Below are 20,597 nucleotides of genomic sequence, written 5' to 3' on the forward strand. Positions count from 1 at the left end.
AATTCCTTGTCAAAACTTCTTCTTGTTCCTTCTTTCATTGGTTCTAAGTTAAGGGGCTTAACTTACTGTCCAATCAAATGTAGCAGATCCAAATTATCCATATTGGTTGAGATCAGACCTCCAAGGTTTTGGAAAATCCAAACCCTCCGAGGGTTCTCCGTAATCCAAAGTATGATTTTCAATTAAAACAATACATTATCAGGCCAAATCCCTCGGAGGGTGCATTCAGAAATGATTTTTTCAAGAATTGGTTTCTACCTATCAATTTTTGTCTACCTCCTCGGCATGACGCTGCTGGTTTCCGGCGGATCCCCGGGCCGAGATGTGGGTCTTTCCAATTCACCAAACCCCGCATTTAGCAGCTCTTTTCAGTCGCTGCTTCATACGGGGCTATTCAAGGTTAAAGCCCCGCCTGCGTCGGGCAGGCCTTCAGGCTTTTTGATCTAAACACCAACCATTGGTTCTTAGGATCAGCCTTAAAATAGAAAAGCTCCTTCGGCCAAAACCAAAGGAGCTCTTTTCACATTCAAAACTGATTTAATTCTTCAAATCATATGAGTTGATTTGACCTGAACCGGCTAAATAATAGAGGTAGCCCTCAATATCATCCACTTCATAAACCGGCTTTTTGTCTTTAAGGACAATTTCCTTTTCGGTTTTTCCGGTATCCTTGTTGACTTTCACCAGACCCACACCATCACTGAGATCAGTCAAAATAAAGCGTGCATTTTCCGTAGCCATGGTGGCTTTGAATCGCTTGGTCATTTCCCCATAGGAGACAGAGGCAATATTGGCAAAGGATTCTGCGGCTCGTGCATTATCATTGGCTCGACGGGCGTCGGCACTGTTGTATTCGCCAATTCGATAGCTATAGGTAGACTGGGAAGCTGCGGCAGCGGAAACGGTGGCAGAGGCCAACGTTAGTGCGCCCAAGGCAACTTTCGCAAAGGTGCTTTGACCAGGCGCCTTATGGAATACATGGTAACTTTGTTTTCCGCCACCGTCTAGCATCATCATGTTTTGATCTGAGGCCAAAAAGATGCCCGAGGCACGGGTTCCAATCTCATAAGGGCTTTCTTTTCCCTCAAATTTAAGCTTCGCAAAGGTGCTCACATCCCCCGTATTTTCATCGATAGCCATGATTTCCTCCCCAGTGCTGATCAAGTAGCGCCCATTGGCTTTGTCGTAAGCACTTGATACAGCAGTGGCTTTTTTGTATTGAATTCCTTTCTTCCACTTCGCATCTCCGGTACTGAGATTGATGATATTGGCGTCGGTATCGGTGATGTAAATCATCCCCTGAGGCGTGGTGGCCATGGTGTGAATATTGGCACCGGTATCAATCGGTTTTTTGAAAAGGGGAGTGCCGTCAAATTTGATTTTATTGATCCCACCTTCCTGCAGGCCAAATAGAATTCCATCCTCCATTACGTAAAAATGCTGCACGTATCCCTTGGTTTTGGGGGCTTTTTCCCAAAGATCTTCTCCGTTGGAAGCATTTAAGAAAGCAATTTTCGATTCACCGGGACCACTAAGCTGACTCACCAGACTGCTGCCTCCTTTGAACACATCACTGACAACTGCCAAACCGCCGGGAAGAATCTGGAATCGGGTGATACTTCCCTTGATTTTGCGCTCATCCTCCCAAAGGTCCTGCCCGTCTTTTCCAAATTTAAAAATCCGGGTATCCCCGTTGCTGCGCTGCTCAAAACCATAAATATCGTTTCCTGTCTCATCGGCGACCATGCTGGTTAGGTTTTTCACTTCATTTTCCCAGAGAATGTTTCCGTCTTTCACATTAGCACATACAACGCCTTTGGTGGTGGGGACAAAAACCCGGTCATTGAGCAGGAATGGGGCACCCGAACTCATGGGAATGGCGGCGGCACTTCGGACTTTGCCGGCATTGGGGTCCAGGTTAGCAAAACCCTCCTGCTTGCCTGTAGCCATATCGTAGATGCCTACTGCCAGGATTTCACCTTCGCTCTTTTCCCGATTTCCCACTACTACAAGTTTGTTTTCGGGAAGAAAAATTTTGAGTTGGGCGATTTGTTTCCAACCGTTTTCTTCGGTGACAAAGACCTTTTCTCCGGTAATCACATCGATGACTGTGCGCTTGGAGTTGGCAAAGATGGTTCCTGGGATTTGGGATTTTCCGCCCTGGGTCAAAATGACATACGGACTAAGGGGAACGAATTCCATTTCCTCTTCTTTGATTTTGCCGTATTCGGCAAAGCTAAAGTGAGGGCTAGCTGCACCGGGCCGGATGCCGAACAGTCCGTCACTTCCATTAACTAGGAGAACACCGGCATCGGTCAACGTCATTTTTTCGATTTTACCGCCGATATCGTAGGAATAGGTGGGGGGTGTTTGAGCCCAGACGCTGCCTGCAAATAATGCGGCAAAGGCTAAGGATAAATACTTTTTCATGGTTTTGCGTATGGTTGAATTCCAAGGCTAAAGGACGGAGGAATGAGCTCGGGATTCCATACGCTGTTTGCCGTATTTTTTGGATTAAAAAATGAGGTTTAGGGGTTAAATTACTAAAAACTGGCCAACCGCTTAGACTAGATTTTTTTGTATAGGTAAATCCAGTGTTCAATAAAAATTGAACTTTGTCGCGGTGAAAAATCTAGAAATGAGACTAGTAGTGGATTAGAGGTTGTCACTCATCCTTTAGGGTTTTCACCGGGTTGAGTTTGGAGGCTCGGAAAGATTGAGAAGAAACGATCAGAATGGTGAAAATCAGGACTCCCAGTACCAAAATGATAAAACTGAGCCAAGACGGCCATTCCCGAATAGCAAATTGGGAGATCCAGTTTTGCATCACATAAATGCTCAGCGGGAAGGCAATCAGAATCCCGGAAAGGGTTAATAAAATGTATTCCTTTCCAAACATCCACGAAATACTCCAACTCGTTGCGCCAAGTACTTTTCGGATGCCGATTTCTTTGGTTCGTCCCGCAATCGAAAGCGCAACCAAAGCAAACAACCCCATAGAAGCGATCAAAATCGCAATCAAGGAAGCGGCTAGTACCATTTTTCCCAAACGATCATCTGCCCGATATTGGGCTTCTATACTTTCATCGAGAAAGCTAAATTCAAAATTTTCTCCTGGAAATACCTTCAGGTATTCATCTTCCAGCACAGATAGGAAAGCATCGAAATTGGAAGTAGCATTTTTCACCAAAATCCTCGGGTTGGTATTGGAGCGAATCATAAGATTGTTGATTCCGCTAAAGATAGTCTCCGGTGATTTCGCAAATACGATCGGAGCAATCGGCCGGTAAAGAGATTCGTGATGAAAATCTTTTACCACACCCACAATCTGATGGGGATTAAACTCGGTCCCGGGCAGCAATTCCCCTGTGGGATCATCCCATTGAAAGGCTTCTGCAAAGGCTTCATTGATCAGAAGAGCACTGCTGTCCGAACCGATTTCCGGACTGAGGCCGCGTCCCTCGACCAGTTCCAATCCCAGTGTATTGAGGTATTCTCCTCCGATAAAATTGACATAAAAGTCAAACTGAGTTCCGTCCTCGAGCGGAAAACCCAGTTCCCAATAGGCATCATCTCCGTAAGTTCCCACGGTGATTCCTGAGGTAGCAATTTCTGATCTCCCCTCAATAGCCTGACGGTAGGTTTCGGCTTTGGCAAAACTCTCCTTGAGGGATTTGACAAAACTGTTGGACGGGACGTCCGGAATCTCGATGACCAGCACCTGATCCTGATCAAAACCTAAATTGAAATTGCGAATCGCATTCATTTGGTTGACCATAATCAGTGTGGCGGCCAGAAGTAGGAAGGAGATAAAAAACTGAAAGCCTACCAGTCCCTTTCGCAGTCCCTGTTTCCCAAAGTGGATGGATAAGTTGCCTTTGAGCACGCGGATAGGCTTGAGTCCAGAGAGGAAAAATGCGGGATAAGCTCCGGCCAAAAGGGTAATGAGCAGCATGAGCGTGATGAGTATTCCGATTTGGATCGGACCATAGGCTAAGCCCAGTTCCTTTTCAAAGAGTGAATTGAATGTCGGAAGCAGGAGCTCTGCAATCAACACGCCCAATAAGGTGGAGAAAAGCGTGATTAAAAATGCTTCGGTCAGAAACTGGAAAATGAGCTGTCTGAAATTTGCACCCATGGTTTTCCGCACGCCTACTTCCTTGGCTCGCATGGTAGCCCTTCCGATGGCCATCGTGGTAAAGTTGATGCAGGCGATCAGGACAACCAAAAAGGCAATGCCTCCTAGGATCCAAAGCAATGATTTTCGGGTTGTTTGGAGTCCGCCATTTCCTGCTCCCTCTGAAAAGTGCATTTCCGAGATTGGATGGAAAGTAAAGTAAAATTGGCCCGGGGCATAATCTTCCCCGAGGACTTTTTGCATGAAAGTTTCCATCTGACTTTCCATGGTTGCGGCATCCTCCGGATTTCGGAGTTTGACAATATTTTGGCCCCAGACATTGTACCAGGAGTTCATTCTTTGCTCATTAGCAAAAAAATCCATATTGTCCATAGGCATCAGCATTTCAAATTGAATGGAGGAATTGGCCGGAATATTCCGTAGTACACCAGTGACCAAATAATCCTGTGCTTCTTCACCCATTTCCAATTGAATACTTTTTCCGATTGGATCTTCATCTCCAAAATAGCGCTGGGCAGTTTTTTCCGTGACCAAAATGGAAAATTTGTCTTTGAGCTGGGAGGAGCGATCGCCCTGGACCAAGGGAAAAGAAAAGAGCTGGAGAAAATCCGCATTGACGAGCAGAAAACTCTGGATTTGCTTGGTGCCGTCGGGGAGTTTGGCTTGAACGTTGGAGGTGACTAAGCCGGAAATGTGTTCGATTTGTGGGAATTCTTCCCGAAATGCTTCCTCTACTATCATGGGCGATGAAAAAGATTCGTTCATCTCCCCATCCACGACCTCGTGGCTTTTGACCCGATGGATTTTTTCACTGTCCGAATGAAAGCGGTCAAAGCTAAGTTCGAACTGAATAAAGAAAAAAATCAAAATCCCCACACCTAATCCTATGGACAGCCCGATGAGATTGATGGCCGTATGGAGTTTGTTTTTGAAAAGATTACGAATGGCTATTTTAAAATAGTTCTTAATCATGGTTCGTCGATTTCTTAACTTTTTATCCAGTATAATGCCAAAGAAAAAGTATCAGAGACTGCAAAAAGAGGCCTTTTAATGAGTCCTTTGCCGCATGAATCGGACAAAATTGTTCATTGGCGGGCAATAGACGGGATTTGGTCCAATAGGTGGATTTCAGTCTTCTGATCTGATAAAGTGCAAAGGGGATTTGATTTGTAAAAAAAGTGGATAATCATCATAGGATTTTCAAGAAAATCTTACCGAAGAATGAATTTATTCCTAGTCTCTAAATTGTCTTAGGGATAATGCTTATTAAATGAACTTTATCCAAAGATTTGAACTCTGAAATTTTCAAGTTATTGAGAGTTTTAACAGGATCTTGATTAATAGAACATTAATTAAGCCATGACTTGAAGAATAAATTTATTTATCGAGATTAATTCTAAATTGTTTGTTTAGAATTAATCCAGTTAATAAGTTTACAGCGTCAAATCAATCCGATTTATGAATATCAAATCTCTACTCTTCACCCTGGCGTTTGGGATGCTTCATTTCGTAGTCCTTGCCCAATCAGCTACCCTTAAAGGACAAGTCACTACCTCCGATAATCAGCCCCTGGAATTTGTCAACGTGGGAATCCAAGGCCTTTCCAAAGGATCTACCACAGACCGCTTTGGAAATTATGAAATCAAAAATATCGAACCTGGTACTTATACCGTTTTTGCGTCTTTTGTAGGATTGGAAAAACAGGAGCAAAGTATCAGCATCGCAGCCAATCAAACGCTTACCTTGAATTTTTCTGTGAAGGAAAGCTCTACCGAACTTTCTGAAGTTGTGGTGACTGATTTTTCGTCCAACCGATTTTATTCCGATTCAAGCTTCACTGTGGGTAAACTTCCGCTTAAGGATATTGAAAACCCACAGGTGTACAATTCGATTTCCGGTCGTCTATTGCGCGAGCAAGTCGTAACCACGATGAACGATGCCATGAAAAATGCCACTGGAGTTACCCGCCTTTGGGAATCTACTGGAAGAGGTGGAGATGGCGCGGAGTACTACGCAATGCGTGGGTTTTCTATCCAACCGACTTTGGTAAATGGGATGCCTAACGTCAATAACGGGGCATTGGATCCGGCAAATATCGAAACCATCGATGTGGTCAAAGGTCCATCCGGGACACTTTTCGGAAGTGCAGTCATCTCTTATGGAGGCTTGATTAATATCACCACCAAGAAACCATTTGACCTCTTTAAAGGAGAGGTTGGATTTATTACCGGAAGTTTCGGGATGAACCGACTGACTGCCGATGTCAATGTGCCTATCAGTGAGACTACTGCCATTCGGGTCAATTCGGCTTATCAATCGCAAAATACCTTTCAAGATGCTGGAAACAGAAGCTCCTTTTTCATCGCACCCTCTTTTAAATTCAAAGCCTCTGAGCGCTTGATATTTATCATCAACACTGAGTTTTTGCAATCTCAGTCGGTCAATGCCCCGATGCTCTTTCTGAACCGAAATGCTGAATTGAAATTTGATCGCATCGATCCATTTTTAGCCAATTATGAAAATAGCTTTACCGGAAATGACCTTAGTATACAAAATCCGAGCTATGGCATTCAAGCCCAGGCTTTGTATGAGCTTTCTCCAAACTGGACCTCTCAAACCGTGATTTCCAGAAGTGCCACGGAGACTAGTGGATATTATCACTACCTATTTGATGCGGGCGATGGAGATTCATTTACCCGCTTTATTTCCGACCGAAGCGGACAAACAATCACCACGGATATTCAGCAGAATTTCATAGGTGATTTTAATATCGGACAATTCCGAAACCGAATGGTGGTAGGGTTGGATTATTACGATCAGAGTATTTTCAATGGAAGCACAGGGTGGGTAGCCAACGGATCGGTCAAACTATCTGACGGAAGTGACACCGGAGTGCTCACTCAGGCAGGAGTAAATGAATTGCTTCGCGATTCTTTTGAAGGCAATTCTACCGGAAAAAGCACCGTATTAAGTGCCTACATTTCTGATGTCATCAATCTGAGGTCCAACCTCTCCGTAATGGCGAGTTTGCGAGCTGATCGATTTGAGGGAAAGACGGATTACTGGATTGAGGAAGAGGTGGAAAGTCAAACAGCTCTTTCACCCAAGCTTGGTGTAGTTTATCAACCAGTTCAGGACAAAGTTTCCCTTTTTGCCAATTACATGAATGGATTCGTTAATGTGGCACCGCGTACCGTGGCCAATGCTGATGGCAGCAATCCAAGATTGCAGGCTTTTGATCCGGAGCAAGCCAATCAAATGGAATTTGGAGTCAAAACCAATTTGCTGGAGGATAAATTAGCTGCCACCTTGAGCTATTACGATATACGAGTTAAAAACCGCTTGATCAACGATCCGGATAATATCAACAATACGCTACAGGCAGGCGAGGTGGAAAGCAAAGGAGTTGAGTTTTCCCTGGTCGCTTCTCCCTTTGAAGGGATGAGCATTATCGCCGGCTATTCCAACAATACCGCTGAAGTAACCGAGGACAATCCGGTCAATGGCTACTTGGGATTGAGACCGGAAGAGGCAGGTCCGGAGGAATTGGTTAATTTCTGGTTGAGCTATTCCATCCCCACTGGCAGCCTAAAGGGATTTGGTTTGGGATTTGGCGGAAATGCAGCCTCCGAGCACCTGACCCTTAATCGTGCCAATGGTAGCTTTGCGATTCCGGCCTATCAGGTATTCAATGCCGCCGTTAGTTACACCAGCAGTCAATACTTGTTGGCTTTGAAAGTCAATAATCTGAGCAACGAACGCTATTTCTCAGGTTGGTCCACAGTGACCCCTCAGTCTTTGCGAAACATTGCCCTAAGTTTTAACTATCGATTTTAATGAAGCTTAAACACTGGATAGGAAAAATTCATCTCTGGCTCGGGCTTTCGTCCGGGCTAGTGGTGTTTATTGTGGCGGTGACGGGTTGCATTTATGCATTTCAGACCGAAATCAAGGATTTGACTTATTCTTTTTTGTTTGTGGAGCCAAAGGAAAAAGCAGTCCTTCCACCCAGTCAAATTAGTGAAATTGCGCAAGATGCTTTTCCCGAAGGGCACTTGCACGGGATTCTTTATCCAACTGCGGAGCGCTCAGCTCAAGCGATATTTTTTAGCTACGGAGAAGGCAATGATCATTATAAAATTGCCTACGTCAATCCCTATACCGGCGAGATTCTCAAGCTGAATGACGAGTATGCGGATTTTTTCCGAGTAGTTCTGGATGGGCATTTTTATCTTTGGTTACCTCCTGAGATCGGGCAGCCGGTAGTAGCTTCGTTCACCTTGGTTTTTTTAGTAATGGTGATTTCGGGTTTGGTCCTTTGGTGGCCCAAAAAGAAGAAAGGAAGCAGTAAAAGCTTTAAAATCCGCTGGGATGCCCGATGGAGAAGGAAAAATTACGATCTCCATCAGGTATTGGGATTTTATGTGATGATTTTTGCCTTAGTATTCACCCTGACCGGTTTGGTTTGGGGCTTTACTTGGTTTAGGGATGCTTATTATGCCGCAACTACCGGTGGGAAAGATTTTGTCGAATATTATGCCCCAGCCTCTGATTCGACCCAGCAGTACACCGGAGATATTCCGGGTATTGATCAGGTTTGGCTGAAAATGCGCTCCGAATATCCCCATGCAGAGTGGATTGAGGTTCATCCCCCTGACTATGAGCACGGTTCCTATGCTGCCAATGCCAATCCCGATGCCTCGACTTATTGGAAAATGGACTATCGCTATTTTGACCAGTATACCCTAGAGGAACTCCCGGTCGATCATGTGTGGAACCGTTTTGACGAAGCCAGCGTAGGGGATAAACTCCAGCGAATGAATTATGACATCCATGTCGGGGCGATTGCCGGCTTACCTGGGAAAGTACTGGCATTTTTTCTAAGTGCGATCATTGCGTCCTTGCCGGTAACTGGATTTTTGATTTGGTGGGGAAGGAAAAAGAAAAGCAAGAAAGAGAAAACCAAGGTAAAGAGATCGATTTCAGAGGCAGTTCCGGTTTAGTGAGATTTATCAAAAATGAATTTTAGCAGACATGCAGGCAATCGCAATGGATGAATTAAGTTAAATAAGATTTCCCATTAAGCTATTTGAATGGCTTAATGGGATAATCATTTTGGATAACCCGCATGTCAATCGTTGATTTCTAGGATTTTTCCGACTTTTCAGGAGATTTCAAGACTCTAATCAGAAAGTAAACTGTAGCACCCGTGACAAAAGCTTGGGTGAGAATAAGTAGCATAAGGGCTAATGGATTCATGAGATTTTGGTTTTGCGTTTGTGATTGGCATAGAATACCAGCAAACAGATGAGGAGAAACAGCGTGCCTAATAGAATTCGGGCAAAATTGGAATAGCGGATTTTTTCTTCTAAAAGCCGAATCTCTTCCTGACTTTGGCTTGCCGCCAGCTCAATTTTAATGTCCGCATGGGAGAGTTTTTCGATAATAGAACCGGGATCGAGATTCCATCCTTGACCACTGAATAGCGATTGGATAGTTGATGCCCATTGGTTTCCCTCCGGAGTAATCAAAGCTCCCAAAAACACGAAGATCAAAAGTAAAGGAGTAATGTATTTGATGATAAATTTATAGACTTGAGGCACCTTGATATCTGCTCCTGTGGTGATTTCGTTCCAGCCCTTGTTCATCCCGAATACCCAGGCGAATAGGATGGATTCCAAGAGGGCAAAAACCACCAAACTGACTGTTCCGGCCCAATAATCATATTCCTCAAAGACTCCTTGATGATAGAAAAGCACCGTAGGAAGACCCATAATCAAGGCTAAAAGTCCAAAAGAATAGGCTCCTTTTTTCTTTCCCCAGCCAAACTCGTCCTTCATAAATCCCATCCAAGGGGTGCCCATGGCTAGTGAGGAAGTGATCCCCGCAAAAAACAACAAACCAAACCAGGAGACTCCGGCAATGGCGGCGAAAAATTCTCCCCATTGCTGAAAGAGAAAAGGCATGGTTTGAAAGGCCATACCGAATCCGGCATTTTCCAAAACCCAATCGATCCCCAAATATCCCGCTGCGATTGGGATGACAATGGCACTACCCAAAACCACTTCGACAAATTCATTCATAAATCCAGCCGATACCGAATTCAAAGCGATATCGTCTTTTGAATCGAGGTAGGCGGCGTAGCATTGAATGGTGCCCATACCTACAGAAAGGGTAAAGAAAATCTGCCCAGCCGCAGCCAGCCAAACTTTCGGATTGAGCAGGGAATCAAACTGGGGAGTCCATAGAAAATTAAAACCGTCCCAGGCGTTGGCGTCGGGAAATTCGGCAGATCTCCCCGAATCGCCCAATTGGTAGGCTGTGACTGCCAGGAGGATCCCAAATAATATCAAAAGTGGCATCCCGATTTTGGCGACTTTTTCGATACCTCCCAGTCCTTTCGAAAGGATATACACATTGAGGAAAAGCACCAAAACGTAAAAAAACAGTGGCTCCAAGGGAATCCCCAAAGTGCTACTTCCCAATGAAATATATTCGTCAAAAAACTGGGCAACTTGAGATTGGGACATTCCCTCGAAAGTTCCTATCAAGGCGTGAAGCACATAGGAAAAGCTCCAGGATTCGATGTAAGTATAATAGGCGACTACGCCGATATTGGTGAAAATTCCAAAAACCCCAATGTATTTCCAAGCGGCCCGCTTACCCATACTGTCGAGAATAAAGGGCGTGCTGTGGTTTCCGAATTTTCCTCCAAATCTACCGGATGACCATTCGATAAAGAGTAGGGGAATTCCCAAAAGAAAGAAGCATACCAAGTAAGGAATGATAAATGCGCCACCGCCATTTTGGACGGCTTGAACAGGAAATCGAAGGAAGTTTCCCAAACCGACCGCGTTGCCGGCCATGGCTAGAATAAGTCCAAGCCTAGAGCCCCAGGCTTCTTTGGGCAGAGATGTTTTTTCCATAAATTAATTGTGGTATTCAGAAATTGAAAAACGTGTGTTGGTTGGCTAATCGAATAGAGCCGAAAGGAATAAAAAGTGAGTTTTTAGAAATAGAAATGAGAAGGGTGGATATGGGACAGAATCGTATCAAAATGGCGGTTAAGATCAATATCAGAAACCAAGCCGATACTCATTTCAATACTTAAATGCTCAAAACTCTGCCCGAAAAAGATTTTTTCAAAGGGCTGAGTTTCCTGATTTTTGGTCAGGGAAGATTGTGGATTGGATCCGGGCAAATACCCAACATCCGAATGGCTTAAATCCGAAAAGATGAGCGTGGCATCGGTTTTTTGAGTTTCAAAAACTTCCCGAATAGGATTTGAAAAAAGGCTCACCCCCATGGCAAAAATAATTACCAATCCTGGGATCGAAGATGCTGAACACCTTTCACAAAAGAGCGGATAAAAAGAAAAGAATTTCTTTATCATCGGTCGAATTTCCGCCAAAGCTATTCTAAAATTCTGATTGATTTTTTGAGAGGTGAAGATTTTTTTTCACTAGTCTTAAGGTCTTAAAAATGAGTCGCTTGAATAATATTCTAAGGTTTGTTTTTAACAAAATAAAAGGCGGAAAACTGGGTTCCGCCTTTTTGATCAAATGATGTTTTTCGGTTCTTAATCTTCCAAGTACCCGAATTTCCCTTCGTTAAAATCCCGGAAAGCGTCCATCAGTTCAGCGCGGGTATTCATCACAAAGGGACCGTGGGCGGCGATGGGTTCATTCAAAGGTTCACCGCTTAGAATCAGGATTACCGATTTTTCCAGGGCTTTTAGGGTAAACTTCTCCCCTTTGTTTTCAAATAAGGCCAAATGATCGGTAGGGACTTTTTCAGTTCCATTGACTTGTACACTTCCTTCCAAAACCAGGATTGCCGTATTGTGGGCCGCGGGAATGGTAAATTCCACTTCGCCGTTTTTTTCCAGTTTGGCATTAAGCATATTCAGTGGGCTAAAGGTGCTGGCACTTCCTTGGGTCCCATTATATTCTCCTGCGATCACCTCGACGATTCCCGCTTGGTTGGGCAGTGTCACTTTGGCGATATTTTCATTTTCCAAAGCCTGGTATTTGGGCGGACTCATTTTGTCTTTGGCGGGAAGGTTCACCCAGAGTTGGACCATCTGAAATTCTCCTCCGGTTTTGCTCCATTCCCGCTCATGATATTCCTTGTGCAAGACTCCACTTGCTGCGGTCATCCATTGGACTCCGCCTTCTCCGATGACTCCGCCACCGCCAGACGAATCGTGATGTTCGACTTTTCCCTTGTAGGCAATGGTCACCGTCTCAAATCCGCGATGCGGATGTACACCGACTCCTTTTGGGATTTGGCTGGGCGGGAAATTATGGTTGGAATTGTAGTCCAGCATGATGAAAGGATCCATCCGCTTCATATCCAATCCGGGATAGCTGGGGATGAAATTGTGCACCCGAAATCCATCTCCGACGAAATGGGGTGGATTGGGTTTGGCGATCAGTTCAATTCGTTTGGTTGTCATAGTTTCTCCTATTTTTCTCCAAAGTTAGATCCTGACAAAATCCCGTACATTGATGTAGGTTAAGAACGGCCTCGATGCCGATCTGCGAGTTCTTTTCGGACGCGGCTGAGGCTTTCAGGCGTGATGCCCAGAAAAGAAGCAATGTGGGTCTGAGGAACTCTCAACGTGAGATCAGGATAGGTCTGAATAAAGTCGAGGTAGCGTTCCTCGGCACTTGCACTCTGCAGCTGCGTGATGCGTTTTTGCAGACTCCGGATATGGCGGTGAAGGAGGAGATTGTTAAAAGCAATAAACCGCTCATCGGTTTTGGAAAGCTGTATAATCAGGTCTTTATTGATGAAAAAGACTTCGCTGTCTTCGACTGCCTCGATAAAATACGAAGAAGCCTTGTCAAAATATTCGCTTTCCCGGTCGGCCATCAGCCAGTTTTCGGGGGCAAATTGCAAAATATGTTCCTTCCCTTTTTTATCAACCGAATATTGCTTGAGTAATCCCTTTTCTACAAAAAAGGAATGCTGGATTTTTTCTCCGGCAAGAAGTAAAAATGATCCCTTTTTGATTTTTTTTCGGCTGCAATGCGATAGGATTTTGTCGGTAAGCTCTTGATCCAGCTGGGCATTTGATGTCAGAAAATGGGTAAATCGGAAGTTGTTCATTGGAATTAAAATTACAAAAAAATCAAGGAACGTTTCATTGGATAAAATGGGGAACGGGCTATCCCGTTTTCTGTTTTATCTTTGAGCAAATTCTAGTTTCTATGATGTTTGACAGTCCCGATTTCCCCTTGTCACTTGAAGAATCACTTTTTGAAACCTGGCTCGAAAAAGGTCGGGAAAGCAAGATTTCGTATGCTTACCTTTTGGTGATTTGGGATGAATTTGAGGGAGAATATTTACCGGTTTTTGTCCAAAGCCGCTCAGAAATCCAAAGCTACCCCCGCTATGGAACTACCCCTGAACGGCAGATGCTCGTAGCCGCCTATGATTTATACTCAGAATCGAGGGTGATGTGATGATTCGTGTGTAATTGCCTTAATAATTAGGCAGGAATGTATTTGGTTAAATAATGATCGAGTTGAGTGGCGAGATAGTAAGGAATATTAATTAAGGTAAACAGCTTTTTAGTAGTTGTTTTAGTTTGTTCAATTTTAAAAGGACCTGAATAAAACCTAACTGCAAATGAATGCTCACAGCGGTCAATAAACTGATGAAGTGAACGTAAAGTCCCAGAACTTCCAGATTTTACTTCAATGGGAATAAGATACTTTTCAAATGGATAGAGAATGTCCACCTCGGAATTGCTATCTTTTTCTTGCCTCACCCAAAAATGGGTTTTAAACTGAGAATCAAGGAATTTTGATTCGATTTCTTGTGCTACTAGATGTTGAATAATTCTACCTCGGTGGATCTGGTCGAGGTCAGAAACATGAATCATTTCCGCTTGAATCCCAATCGCGTGATTCCAAAGTCCAGTATCCAAAAATTGAAGTCTTGGTCTTTTTTTAAAATCAATAGATAGGGGGAGTTTAACGCTCGTGCTTGGGTAAATAATTCGAATAACTCTTGCTTGGTCCAGTGCCCTTAATGCCTCTCCCACTTCCCTGCTTCTATAATTGGAGTTGCCAAATCTTTCAAATTTTATTCGATCAAATTCGAATGGTGCTGTTTCAATTACATGTCGGATTATTCGTCTTTCTGTTTTATTTCTTGCATATTTTTCAGCATCATCTTTATAAGCTTGCCAGAGTTTTAAGTATGCGGAATGTAGAGAAATCACCCCTTGTTTTTCAAGATATTCATTCAATAATGCCGGCATGCCTCCAATCAAAGCATAATCATGAAAATGGTTTTTGATTATTTGATGAGCATAATCTGGGACAGGGATTTGTTTAATAGCATCTAGTAAGTTTTCCAGTTGGAGTGCCGACAAATATTCCTCAAAGTTTATGGGATGTAAAAATAAATAGTCAACTCTCCCAACAGGGAAATTCGGAATCTTTGCTAATGCAAATTCTAACAGCGAGCCGGCTGCCACAACAAATAGATCCGGACGGTCCTCAAAGAAATATCGAAGGTGCTGAATTGCTTTAGGGTTTTCCTGGATTTCATCAATAAAAAGTAAGGTGTTTCCCGATTTGATTTTGATGTTTTTTTGGAGATAAATTGCATTAAGAATTTTTTCAGTGTTTTCTAGTTCAAAAAGCCGGGTGTTTTCAGGCCGTTCTAAATTAAGTTCGATAAAATTATCGAATTCTTTACCAAATTCCCTAACGAGGGTAGTTTTACCCACTTGTCTTGCCCCTCTAATCACAAGAGGTTTTCTGTTTTTAAGGTCCTTCCATTTCAAAAGCTTTTCAAAAGCTAATCTAGGGAGCATGGTGTTTGTGATTATATATTTTGAATAAAATGATTATTCAAATGTAATGAAGAGGGGGTAAAATATCTAGTTATTTGTAACAAAGATGAGGTAAAATATCAACCTATTTGTAATAAAGCGGTGGCAAATTCTTTTGAAATTAACTTTCTGATACTGAATTTATGATCATTACAATCTAATCACCCTTGCCACCGTAGCTGCCATAATTCCCAGTCCCTCGGTATTGGGATGGACTCCATCCGGAAGGAGCTCAGCCTTATCCATCAGAGGAGTATAGAGATCGATTAATTCGGAGCCGCTTGATTGGGCGATATCAATGATCATCATCCGCTGCTCATTGTTCATTACCTCAGCGGTAATTCCAAAATTATCCTTAGTCACCGGGACTGGCATGACGACATACACTTTGCCATCGGCAGGCATAGATTCCCGAAACTCAGCAATCATATCCAAGTAATCTGTACGAAAATCAGCTTTATAAGCCCAGTTTTGTGGCTTGGAGTCATTAGTACCCAGCATAATGACCAAAATATCCGGGGCAAATTCCTTTACTTCTCCAAACTGCGGCTCATTCCAAAAGGGAAAATCTCCTTTTTTCAACAGGGTTCGACCACTGACTCCAAAATTTTTGACTTCGTAAGCATCACCCAGAATTTCCTGCAGTTGAAGCGGATAGCTATCGGGATGCTCCCGACCGGGGCCCTGGGTGATTGAATTACCCACGCAGGCGATTTTGATCGGGTTTTGAGCAAAAACGGAAAAGCTATATAAAACTAAGGCGAAAGAAAGCAGCTGTCTTTTCATTGGAATGATGGGTTGATTGATTTTGGGAAAATAGGAAATTTTGTTTGAGAAAAAGCCCTTGTTTCCCGCTTTTGGGAATCTATTTTTACGAAATGCATTTCTTCGAAAAATCAATTTGCTGGATCTCTTGGCTAGCACTGGACGTGGTGCTAGGAGCAATGGCGGGAATGTTGTTTTTTTCCAAATTACTCCATGTCGATCTACCTTGGCCACCTTTCGTACTTTTAGGTTTGGCGGTATGGTGTATTTATAATCTGGACCATTACTTGGATGCTCGAAAAGTGGAGCTTCAGTCCCCTCGTCGAATATTTCATCAAAATACCAACCAAGTAATTCCGGTCTTCATTGTATTTTTTGGAATTCTGGGTCTGATCGGAGGGTTTTGGTGGCTTGGTTGGGGGCTGGAATTGCAGCTGACACTGGGACTGGGGATTCTGATTGTCGGGATTAGGCTTGTTGTCTTGAAGTTTGGAAGAGGCTGGATGAAAGAATTTTCAATCGCCCTGTTTTATGTCATTGGGATCTCTTTGATTCCTATCTTGAGAGCTCATGCTTTGGATCGATCGATGGAGTTGGTTTTGTTTCTGGGATTGTACCTGATGCTGGCCTTGCTTAATTTGCTGATGCTCTCCCAACTCGATGCGGAAGAGGATCAGAAAGCCGGTTTTTTTTCGGCAACAAAAAATATCTCTCCTCAGAAACTTCACCAATGGGTGAGAAATCTGGGTTTTTCCTTGCTGGTTTTTCAACTCGCTTTATTCGTGTTCTTATCCTCCTACTTTAAGATTTTTGGATTGATACTTTTGCTTATGACTTTGGTTCATGTGATGGTTTTTATGAAAAAAGACCTTGATCCGGTGCAAAAGCGAATCCGGATGGAATGGGCTTTTGTGTTTCCATGGGTGTTGCTTTTGTTTTAGTGGGGAATATGCATTCTCATAAAACTAGGTTTATGAATGCTGAATTTCCGTTTGGAAAGGCCTTGATCCTTAGCGGTGATAAAAGCAGACATAGGATAAGCATAGTTGTGAGTGATGACACTCACAATGACCTTTTTTCCAAATTACACAAAAGCACTGTGTCCTGTAATCGCTCTTCCCACGATCAGGGAGTTGATTTCTTTGGTGCCTTCATAGCTATAGACGGCTTCGGCATCGGCCACAAACCGAGCGATATCATGCTCGAGCAATATTCCGTTTCCACCGAATAATTCTCTTGCCTGATCCACGATAGAGCGCATTCTGAGTGTACAAAAAACTTTGGCCAAAGAAGCATGTTCGTCTTTCAGCTCGCCTTCATCCTGCATCTGCGATAGCCGGAAAACCATGGTCTGCATGGCAGTTAAATCTCCCAACATAGTCACGAGCAGGTCTTGTACGAGTTGAAATGAGGCAATTTGTCTTCCGAATTGTTTCCGCTCATTGGTGTAGGCCAAGGCCAGCTCATAGGCCCCCCGTGCGCAACCTACCGCCTGCCAGGCAACTCCGGCCCGAGTCATTCTCAGAACTTTGGCAGTGTCTCGGAATGAGTTGGCTTCCTGCAGTCGGTCTGCTTCAGGGATTTCACAATTGCTTAGCGTTATTATTGCATTTTGAACGGTTCGAAGGGCCATTTTATCCTCCATTTTATCGGCTTTGAAACCGGGATTCTCTTTCCGTACGATGAAGCCTTTGACTTGCTGATCATCCAGATCCCGAGCCCAAATAATGGTGATATCCGAGAAAGTAGCGTTTCCAATCCACTTCTTTTGCCCGTTCAATATCCAGGTATCACCCTCCCGCTTGCAGGTAGTAGTCAATCCACCGGCTACTCCGGAGCCCACCTCAGGTTCGGTCAAGCCAAAAGCACCGATTTTTTCTAGTTTCTGCATTTTGGGAAGCCATTCTAGTTTCTGCTCTTCTGATCCACAGAGATAAATGGAACCCATGGCAAGACCGCTTTGCACGCCAAAAAATGTGGAGATCGACGTGTCAATCCGTGCCATTTCCATGGCAATAAATCCCTCAAGTAAAAAGGAATGTCCGGGACAGCCGTAGCCTTGATAAGTCAAGCCGGCAATGTCAAGTTCCGCCATTTTAGGGATGATTTGCATGGGGAATTCGGCTCGGTTCCAGTAGTGATTTGCGATGGGTTTGATCTCTCGCTCCATAAATTCTCGGACACGCAATTGGATTTCCCGCTCGTGTTTGGGAAGGCTTTTTCCCAGTTCATAAAAATCCCCGTTGATCGCTGGGATTTCTTTGGGTTTTCCACCTCCTTTGAGCATGCCCATCATTTTGGATAGGTCTTCTTCACTCATTTGGGAAACCAAACCGACCATTTTAGAAAGATCGACTTTCTCCGAAAGTTTGGAGATTTGATCCAGATCCACCGATTTTAAAAGCTGTCTAATTCCTGCGATGTTTTTAAAAAGATTTTTCATGTCGTATCTAGGGGTTAATTATTGAACGCTTGATAAAGTGAAAGATCGCTATCGCCTTTTGGCACCAGTTTATACAACGATTTCCCGATTGGTTTTTGGAGATTTAATCCATCAGGCGACAACTTGTTATCTCTCCAAGATACCAAACAAATCGGTAATTATCATCGGAGGAGGCAAGGGGATGGATTTTGTCCCCTATCAAAAAGAGTTGAACGGGGAATATTGGGAGCTGTCGTCGAGTATGCTAAGCCGAGCAAGGGTGAATTTGTCAAAAAGTGACTTGAAGTTTCGATTGGGGGATTTTTCGACCGAGGATAGTCAAAAGTTTCAATTGGCCATCCTTCCTTTTGTGTTGGATACGATGACAGATGGGCAAATCATTCAGTTTTTGAATTCATTAAAAATGAAAATAAGTACCGACGGACAGGTACTTGTTTCTGATTTTTATCAAAGCCAATCCGTAAAGCACAAGCTGATTCAAAGGCTAATGATCACATTTTTCCAATTACTCACCAGTCATTCCAGAGGAGATTTGCCTCAGATGGAGGAGCTGATGAACGAATGTGGTTTTCAGCTTTTGGAGGAAAAATCCTGGAAAAAAGGCTGGATCAAAGCCCAAGTTTATACTAGAAAGGATTAGGTTTTCCCAGCATTGGGATCAAAACGAACAAAAATGGCAAGCCAAATCGAACGACTCAATCGATAGGTCAAAGGTAAACCCAAGATCACGACCAGCACTAAAATCCCCAATAATAGCCCTAGCGAATAATCGGGATAAATAACAGTCAGGGCGACCCAAGCAGCAATAAATAGTGCGGTATTAATCGCATAACTGACAAACATCGCCCCAAAATAAAATCCGGGTTCTGGCTCGTAGGATTGATTACATTTTGGACAGTGCTTGTACATTTGAAGCAAGCTGGCAGGTTTGAGCAAAGAGCCTTCTTTGAAAAGTGGACCGGATTGACATCGGGGATATTTAAATCCGAAAATACTTTTTAATATGAATCCTTTCGCAGAATTACTCATATTGGATTTTTGGTGGGTTAGGGACTGATTCGTTTGATGATTTCTTGGATCATCTGGTCAAAATAGTAACCATTTCCAGGGCCGTACCAGTTCATTTCCCTCACTTCATGATAATGCTCATCATAGAGCTCGTCAGGGGTGATATATCCGATATAGCCTCCATTGAACGTGGTAATCAAAAGATTGAGTCCTTTTTCTTCGGCTAATTCCTCCCATTTTTCATAAAACACACCGGAGATCTCTCCACTGGAAGAAATAATCAACGTATTGCCAAGCAGGGTGATGTCGAAATGTGGATTGGTTTCCCCGAGTAGCTTGTCAAAAAGCCAAGGTCGAATGCGTATATTATCCGAAATTCTCAAATGTGGTTCGCGTAAGTCTATTTCCAAAGTTCCCGTTTTTATTCTCGGATTTTTGACCGTAGCAAATTGGGTCATCTTGAGACGAGCTAAAGAGTCAAGGGATTGGGAATAAGCTCTAATATGCTCGGGAGTATTACCCTGTGGGATGGGCCTATGGGAGCCGACAGTTCCTGAGGCAAACATGCTAAAATCATAGTCCTTTCTCTCCATCTCCTGCATCAGGTAGTACGGATAATCTCCTGAAAGTCCCATAAATTTGGAACTCAAGCAGGTAGCATGTGCTGAAAAAGTGAGCAGGGTGGCTTTTTTTCCGGATTTTTTGGTAAAAATGAGTTGCCGGACAAAAGGGTCAACCGGCCCGTCCTTAACGAAGCGATTGGCAACAAGCAAGCCCGCATCTGACTTTCTAAAACTGAGGGAAACCGTGTCGATAGAGGATTGAGCGTCTTGAAGCGCTGCAATACTTTTTTCAGAGATCAAATCGACGATTTTTTGATCAAAACCTCCGAAAGCAAATTCGCCTAAGGGCCCAGGCATATATCCTCCCATTCCTGAATGGGTATGGGTTGCCGTGAAATGCAATTGGTTGATCTCCGGAAATTTTTCCTGAACCCGTTCGGTGATGGTTTGCGCCAAAACCGGATGAACGATCAAAAGCTCGAAATTCAACCAAGCGATGGTCTGCTGACCATTTCCCAGTAGGATACTTTTGACAAAGCTGCTGTCCTCGACAAATTCGTACTTGCCACGGGGAGCATAGCCTACCAAATCCGCAGGTTCATCTGGGGTCATGTTTGCCTTTCCCCAACCGGCCAGCCACGCCTCGCCTTTTCCGCTTTCAAACGATAGATTTTCTAGTCTTTCGAATGTCTCCCGATAAAAATCCTGTTCATCTATTGGGCTTCGGTCTACTTTGGTTAGGGTAAAAATGACCACCAAGACCAAAAACAGAAAGATCCCGAGCAGGATCTTTCCAAAAGTCAAAAAGGTGGATTTCCAATTCATGGA

Annotated in this window: 16 protein-coding genes; 5 read left to right on the top strand and 11 right to left on the bottom strand. The window is 43.7% G+C overall.

Annotation, left to right across the window (positions count from 1 at the left end; genetic code table 11):
* Positions 1 to 537: 537 nt before the first annotated feature.
* The gene (locus tag BM043_RS10475; protein WP_092791435.1) at positions 538 to 2,430 is read right to left on the bottom strand and encodes an outer membrane protein assembly factor BamB family protein; all 1,893 of its coding nucleotides are present in this window, start codon (positions 2,428 to 2,430) and stop codon (positions 538 to 540) included.
* 235 nt (positions 2,431 to 2,665) lie between these two features.
* Positions 2,666 to 5,110 (bottom strand): FtsX-like permease family protein, encoded by a 2,445-nt coding sequence (locus tag BM043_RS10480; protein WP_092791437.1) that lies wholly within the window; start codon positions 5,108 to 5,110, stop codon positions 2,666 to 2,668.
* 486 nt (positions 5,111 to 5,596) lie between these two features.
* On the opposite strand from BM043_RS10480, the gene BM043_RS10485 reads away from it, so the two are divergent.
* Both BM043_RS10485 and BM043_RS10490 read left to right on the top strand, forming a co-directional pair.
* Positions 5,597 to 7,975: a TonB-dependent receptor gene (locus BM043_RS10485; RefSeq protein ID WP_092791439.1), complete on the top strand. Its 2,379-nt coding sequence runs from the start codon at positions 5,597 to 5,599 to the stop codon at positions 7,973 to 7,975.
* Positions 7,975 to 9,141, top strand: a complete 1,167-nt coding sequence (locus BM043_RS10490) for a PepSY-associated TM helix domain-containing protein (protein WP_092791442.1) — start codon at positions 7,975 to 7,977, stop codon at positions 9,139 to 9,141. The genes BM043_RS10485 and BM043_RS10490 overlap by 1 nt, the downstream gene beginning before the upstream one ends.
* A gap of 252 nt (positions 9,142 to 9,393) precedes the next feature.
* Here the strand turns inward: BM043_RS10490 and BM043_RS10495 are convergent, their stop codons facing one another.
* The 4 genes from BM043_RS10495 to BM043_RS10510 all read right to left on the bottom strand — a co-directional run bounded on the left by BM043_RS10495 (position 9,394) and on the right by BM043_RS10510 (position 13,252).
* The gene (locus BM043_RS10495) at positions 9,394 to 11,064 is read right to left on the bottom strand and encodes a sodium-dependent transporter (protein WP_092791444.1); all 1,671 of its coding nucleotides are present in this window, start codon (positions 11,062 to 11,064) and stop codon (positions 9,394 to 9,396) included.
* An 83-nt stretch (positions 11,065 to 11,147) separates the two neighbouring features.
* A complete protein-coding gene (locus BM043_RS10500) occupies positions 11,148 to 11,444 on the bottom strand; it encodes a hypothetical protein (RefSeq protein ID WP_143189514.1) in 297 nt (98 codons plus the stop codon).
* A gap of 273 nt (positions 11,445 to 11,717) precedes the next feature.
* Positions 11,718 to 12,596: a pirin family protein gene (locus BM043_RS10505; RefSeq protein ID WP_092791448.1), complete on the bottom strand. Its 879-nt coding sequence runs from the start codon at positions 12,594 to 12,596 to the stop codon at positions 11,718 to 11,720.
* Positions 12,597 to 12,655: 59 nt separating this feature from the next.
* Complete coding sequence (locus BM043_RS10510; protein ID WP_092791450.1) at positions 12,656 to 13,252, bottom strand: Crp/Fnr family transcriptional regulator; 597 nt, start codon at positions 13,250 to 13,252, stop codon at positions 12,656 to 12,658.
* A 104-nt stretch (positions 13,253 to 13,356) separates the two neighbouring features.
* Here BM043_RS10510 and BM043_RS10515 point away from each other — a divergent pair, with 104 nt between their 5' ends.
* Positions 13,357 to 13,608: a hypothetical protein gene (locus tag BM043_RS10515; protein WP_092791787.1), complete on the top strand. Its 252-nt coding sequence runs from the start codon at positions 13,357 to 13,359 to the stop codon at positions 13,606 to 13,608.
* 26 nt (positions 13,609 to 13,634) lie between these two features.
* Here BM043_RS10515 and BM043_RS10520 read toward each other — a convergent pair whose 3' ends face one another.
* The gene (locus tag BM043_RS10520) at positions 13,635 to 14,972 is read right to left on the bottom strand and encodes an ATP-binding protein (protein ID WP_092791452.1); all 1,338 of its coding nucleotides are present in this window, start codon (positions 14,970 to 14,972) and stop codon (positions 13,635 to 13,637) included.
* Positions 14,973 to 15,140: 168 nt separating this feature from the next.
* Positions 15,141 to 15,776 carry a GDSL-type esterase/lipase family protein gene (locus tag BM043_RS10525; protein ID WP_092791789.1) on the bottom strand — a complete coding sequence of 212 codons (636 nt, stop codon included), beginning with the start codon at positions 15,774 to 15,776 and terminating at the stop codon, positions 15,141 to 15,143.
* Positions 15,777 to 15,868: 92 nt separating this feature from the next.
* Here BM043_RS10525 and BM043_RS10530 point away from each other — a divergent pair, with 92 nt between their 5' ends.
* Positions 15,869 to 16,696 carry a UbiA prenyltransferase family protein gene (locus BM043_RS10530; protein WP_218144145.1) on the top strand — a complete coding sequence of 276 codons (828 nt, stop codon included), beginning with the start codon at positions 15,869 to 15,871 and terminating at the stop codon, positions 16,694 to 16,696.
* A gap of 143 nt (positions 16,697 to 16,839) precedes the next feature.
* Here the strand turns inward: BM043_RS10530 and BM043_RS10535 are convergent, their stop codons facing one another.
* The gene (locus BM043_RS10535; RefSeq protein ID WP_092791456.1) at positions 16,840 to 18,198 is read right to left on the bottom strand and encodes an acyl-CoA dehydrogenase family protein; all 1,359 of its coding nucleotides are present in this window, start codon (positions 18,196 to 18,198) and stop codon (positions 16,840 to 16,842) included.
* 37 nt (positions 18,199 to 18,235) lie between these two features.
* Here BM043_RS10535 and BM043_RS10540 point away from each other — a divergent pair, with 37 nt between their 5' ends.
* Positions 18,236 to 18,838, top strand: a complete 603-nt coding sequence (locus tag BM043_RS10540) for a class I SAM-dependent methyltransferase (protein WP_092791458.1) — start codon at positions 18,236 to 18,238, stop codon at positions 18,836 to 18,838.
* Here the strand turns inward: BM043_RS10540 and BM043_RS10545 are convergent.
* Together BM043_RS10545 and BM043_RS10550 are read right to left on the bottom strand one after the other, a co-directional pair.
* Positions 18,835 to 19,227: a DUF983 domain-containing protein gene (locus BM043_RS10545; protein ID WP_092791460.1), complete on the bottom strand. Its 393-nt coding sequence runs from the start codon at positions 19,225 to 19,227 to the stop codon at positions 18,835 to 18,837. The two genes, BM043_RS10540 and BM043_RS10545, sit on opposite strands and share 4 nt — an antisense overlap.
* 17 nt (positions 19,228 to 19,244) lie before the next feature.
* On the bottom strand, positions 19,245 to 20,594 hold the full coding sequence (locus BM043_RS10550; protein ID WP_092791461.1) for a neutral/alkaline non-lysosomal ceramidase N-terminal domain-containing protein: 1,350 nt from the start codon (positions 20,592 to 20,594) through the stop codon (positions 19,245 to 19,247).
* Positions 20,595 to 20,597 lie beyond the last annotated feature (3 nt).

It is taken from the genome of Algoriphagus hitonicola, from assembly GCF_900113375.1.
GTDB lineage: Bacteria > Bacteroidota > Bacteroidia > Cytophagales > Cyclobacteriaceae > Algoriphagus > Algoriphagus hitonicola.

Excerpts from the sequence above, each read along its gene's own strand:
- BM043_RS10475 (WP_092791435.1), bottom strand. The coding sequence starts at position 2,430 with ATGAAAAAGTATTTATCCTTAGCCTTTGCCGCATTATTTGCAGGCAGC.
- BM043_RS10480 (WP_092791437.1), bottom strand. The coding sequence starts at position 5,110 with ATGATTAAGAACTATTTTAAAATAGCCATTCGTAATCTTTTCAAAAAC.
- BM043_RS10485 (WP_092791439.1), top strand. The coding sequence starts at position 5,597 with ATGAATATCAAATCTCTACTCTTCACCCTGGCGTTTGGGATGCTTCAT.
- BM043_RS10490 (WP_092791442.1), top strand. The coding sequence starts at position 7,975 with ATGAAGCTTAAACACTGGATAGGAAAAATTCATCTCTGGCTCGGGCTT.
- BM043_RS10495 (WP_092791444.1), bottom strand. The coding sequence starts at position 11,064 with ATGGAAAAAACATCTCTGCCCAAAGAAGCCTGGGGCTCTAGGCTTGGA.
- BM043_RS10500 (WP_143189514.1), bottom strand. The coding sequence starts at position 11,444 with ATGGGGGTGAGCCTTTTTTCAAATCCTATTCGGGAAGTTTTTGAAACT.
- BM043_RS10505 (WP_092791448.1), bottom strand. The coding sequence starts at position 12,596 with ATGACAACCAAACGAATTGAACTGATCGCCAAACCCAATCCACCCCAT.
- BM043_RS10510 (WP_092791450.1), bottom strand. The coding sequence starts at position 13,252 with ATGAACAACTTCCGATTTACCCATTTTCTGACATCAAATGCCCAGCTG.
- BM043_RS10515 (WP_092791787.1), top strand. The coding sequence starts at position 13,357 with ATGTTTGACAGTCCCGATTTCCCCTTGTCACTTGAAGAATCACTTTTT.
- BM043_RS10520 (WP_092791452.1), bottom strand. The coding sequence starts at position 14,972 with ATGCTCCCTAGATTAGCTTTTGAAAAGCTTTTGAAATGGAAGGACCTT.
- BM043_RS10525 (WP_092791789.1), bottom strand. The coding sequence starts at position 15,776 with ATGAAAAGACAGCTGCTTTCTTTCGCCTTAGTTTTATATAGCTTTTCC.
- BM043_RS10530 (WP_218144145.1), top strand. The coding sequence starts at position 15,869 with ATGCATTTCTTCGAAAAATCAATTTGCTGGATCTCTTGGCTAGCACTG.
- BM043_RS10535 (WP_092791456.1), bottom strand. The coding sequence starts at position 18,198 with ATGAAAAATCTTTTTAAAAACATCGCAGGAATTAGACAGCTTTTAAAA.
- BM043_RS10545 (WP_092791460.1), bottom strand. The coding sequence starts at position 19,227 with ATGAGTAATTCTGCGAAAGGATTCATATTAAAAAGTATTTTCGGATTT.
- BM043_RS10550 (WP_092791461.1), bottom strand. The coding sequence starts at position 20,594 with ATGAATTGGAAATCCACCTTTTTGACTTTTGGAAAGATCCTGCTCGGG.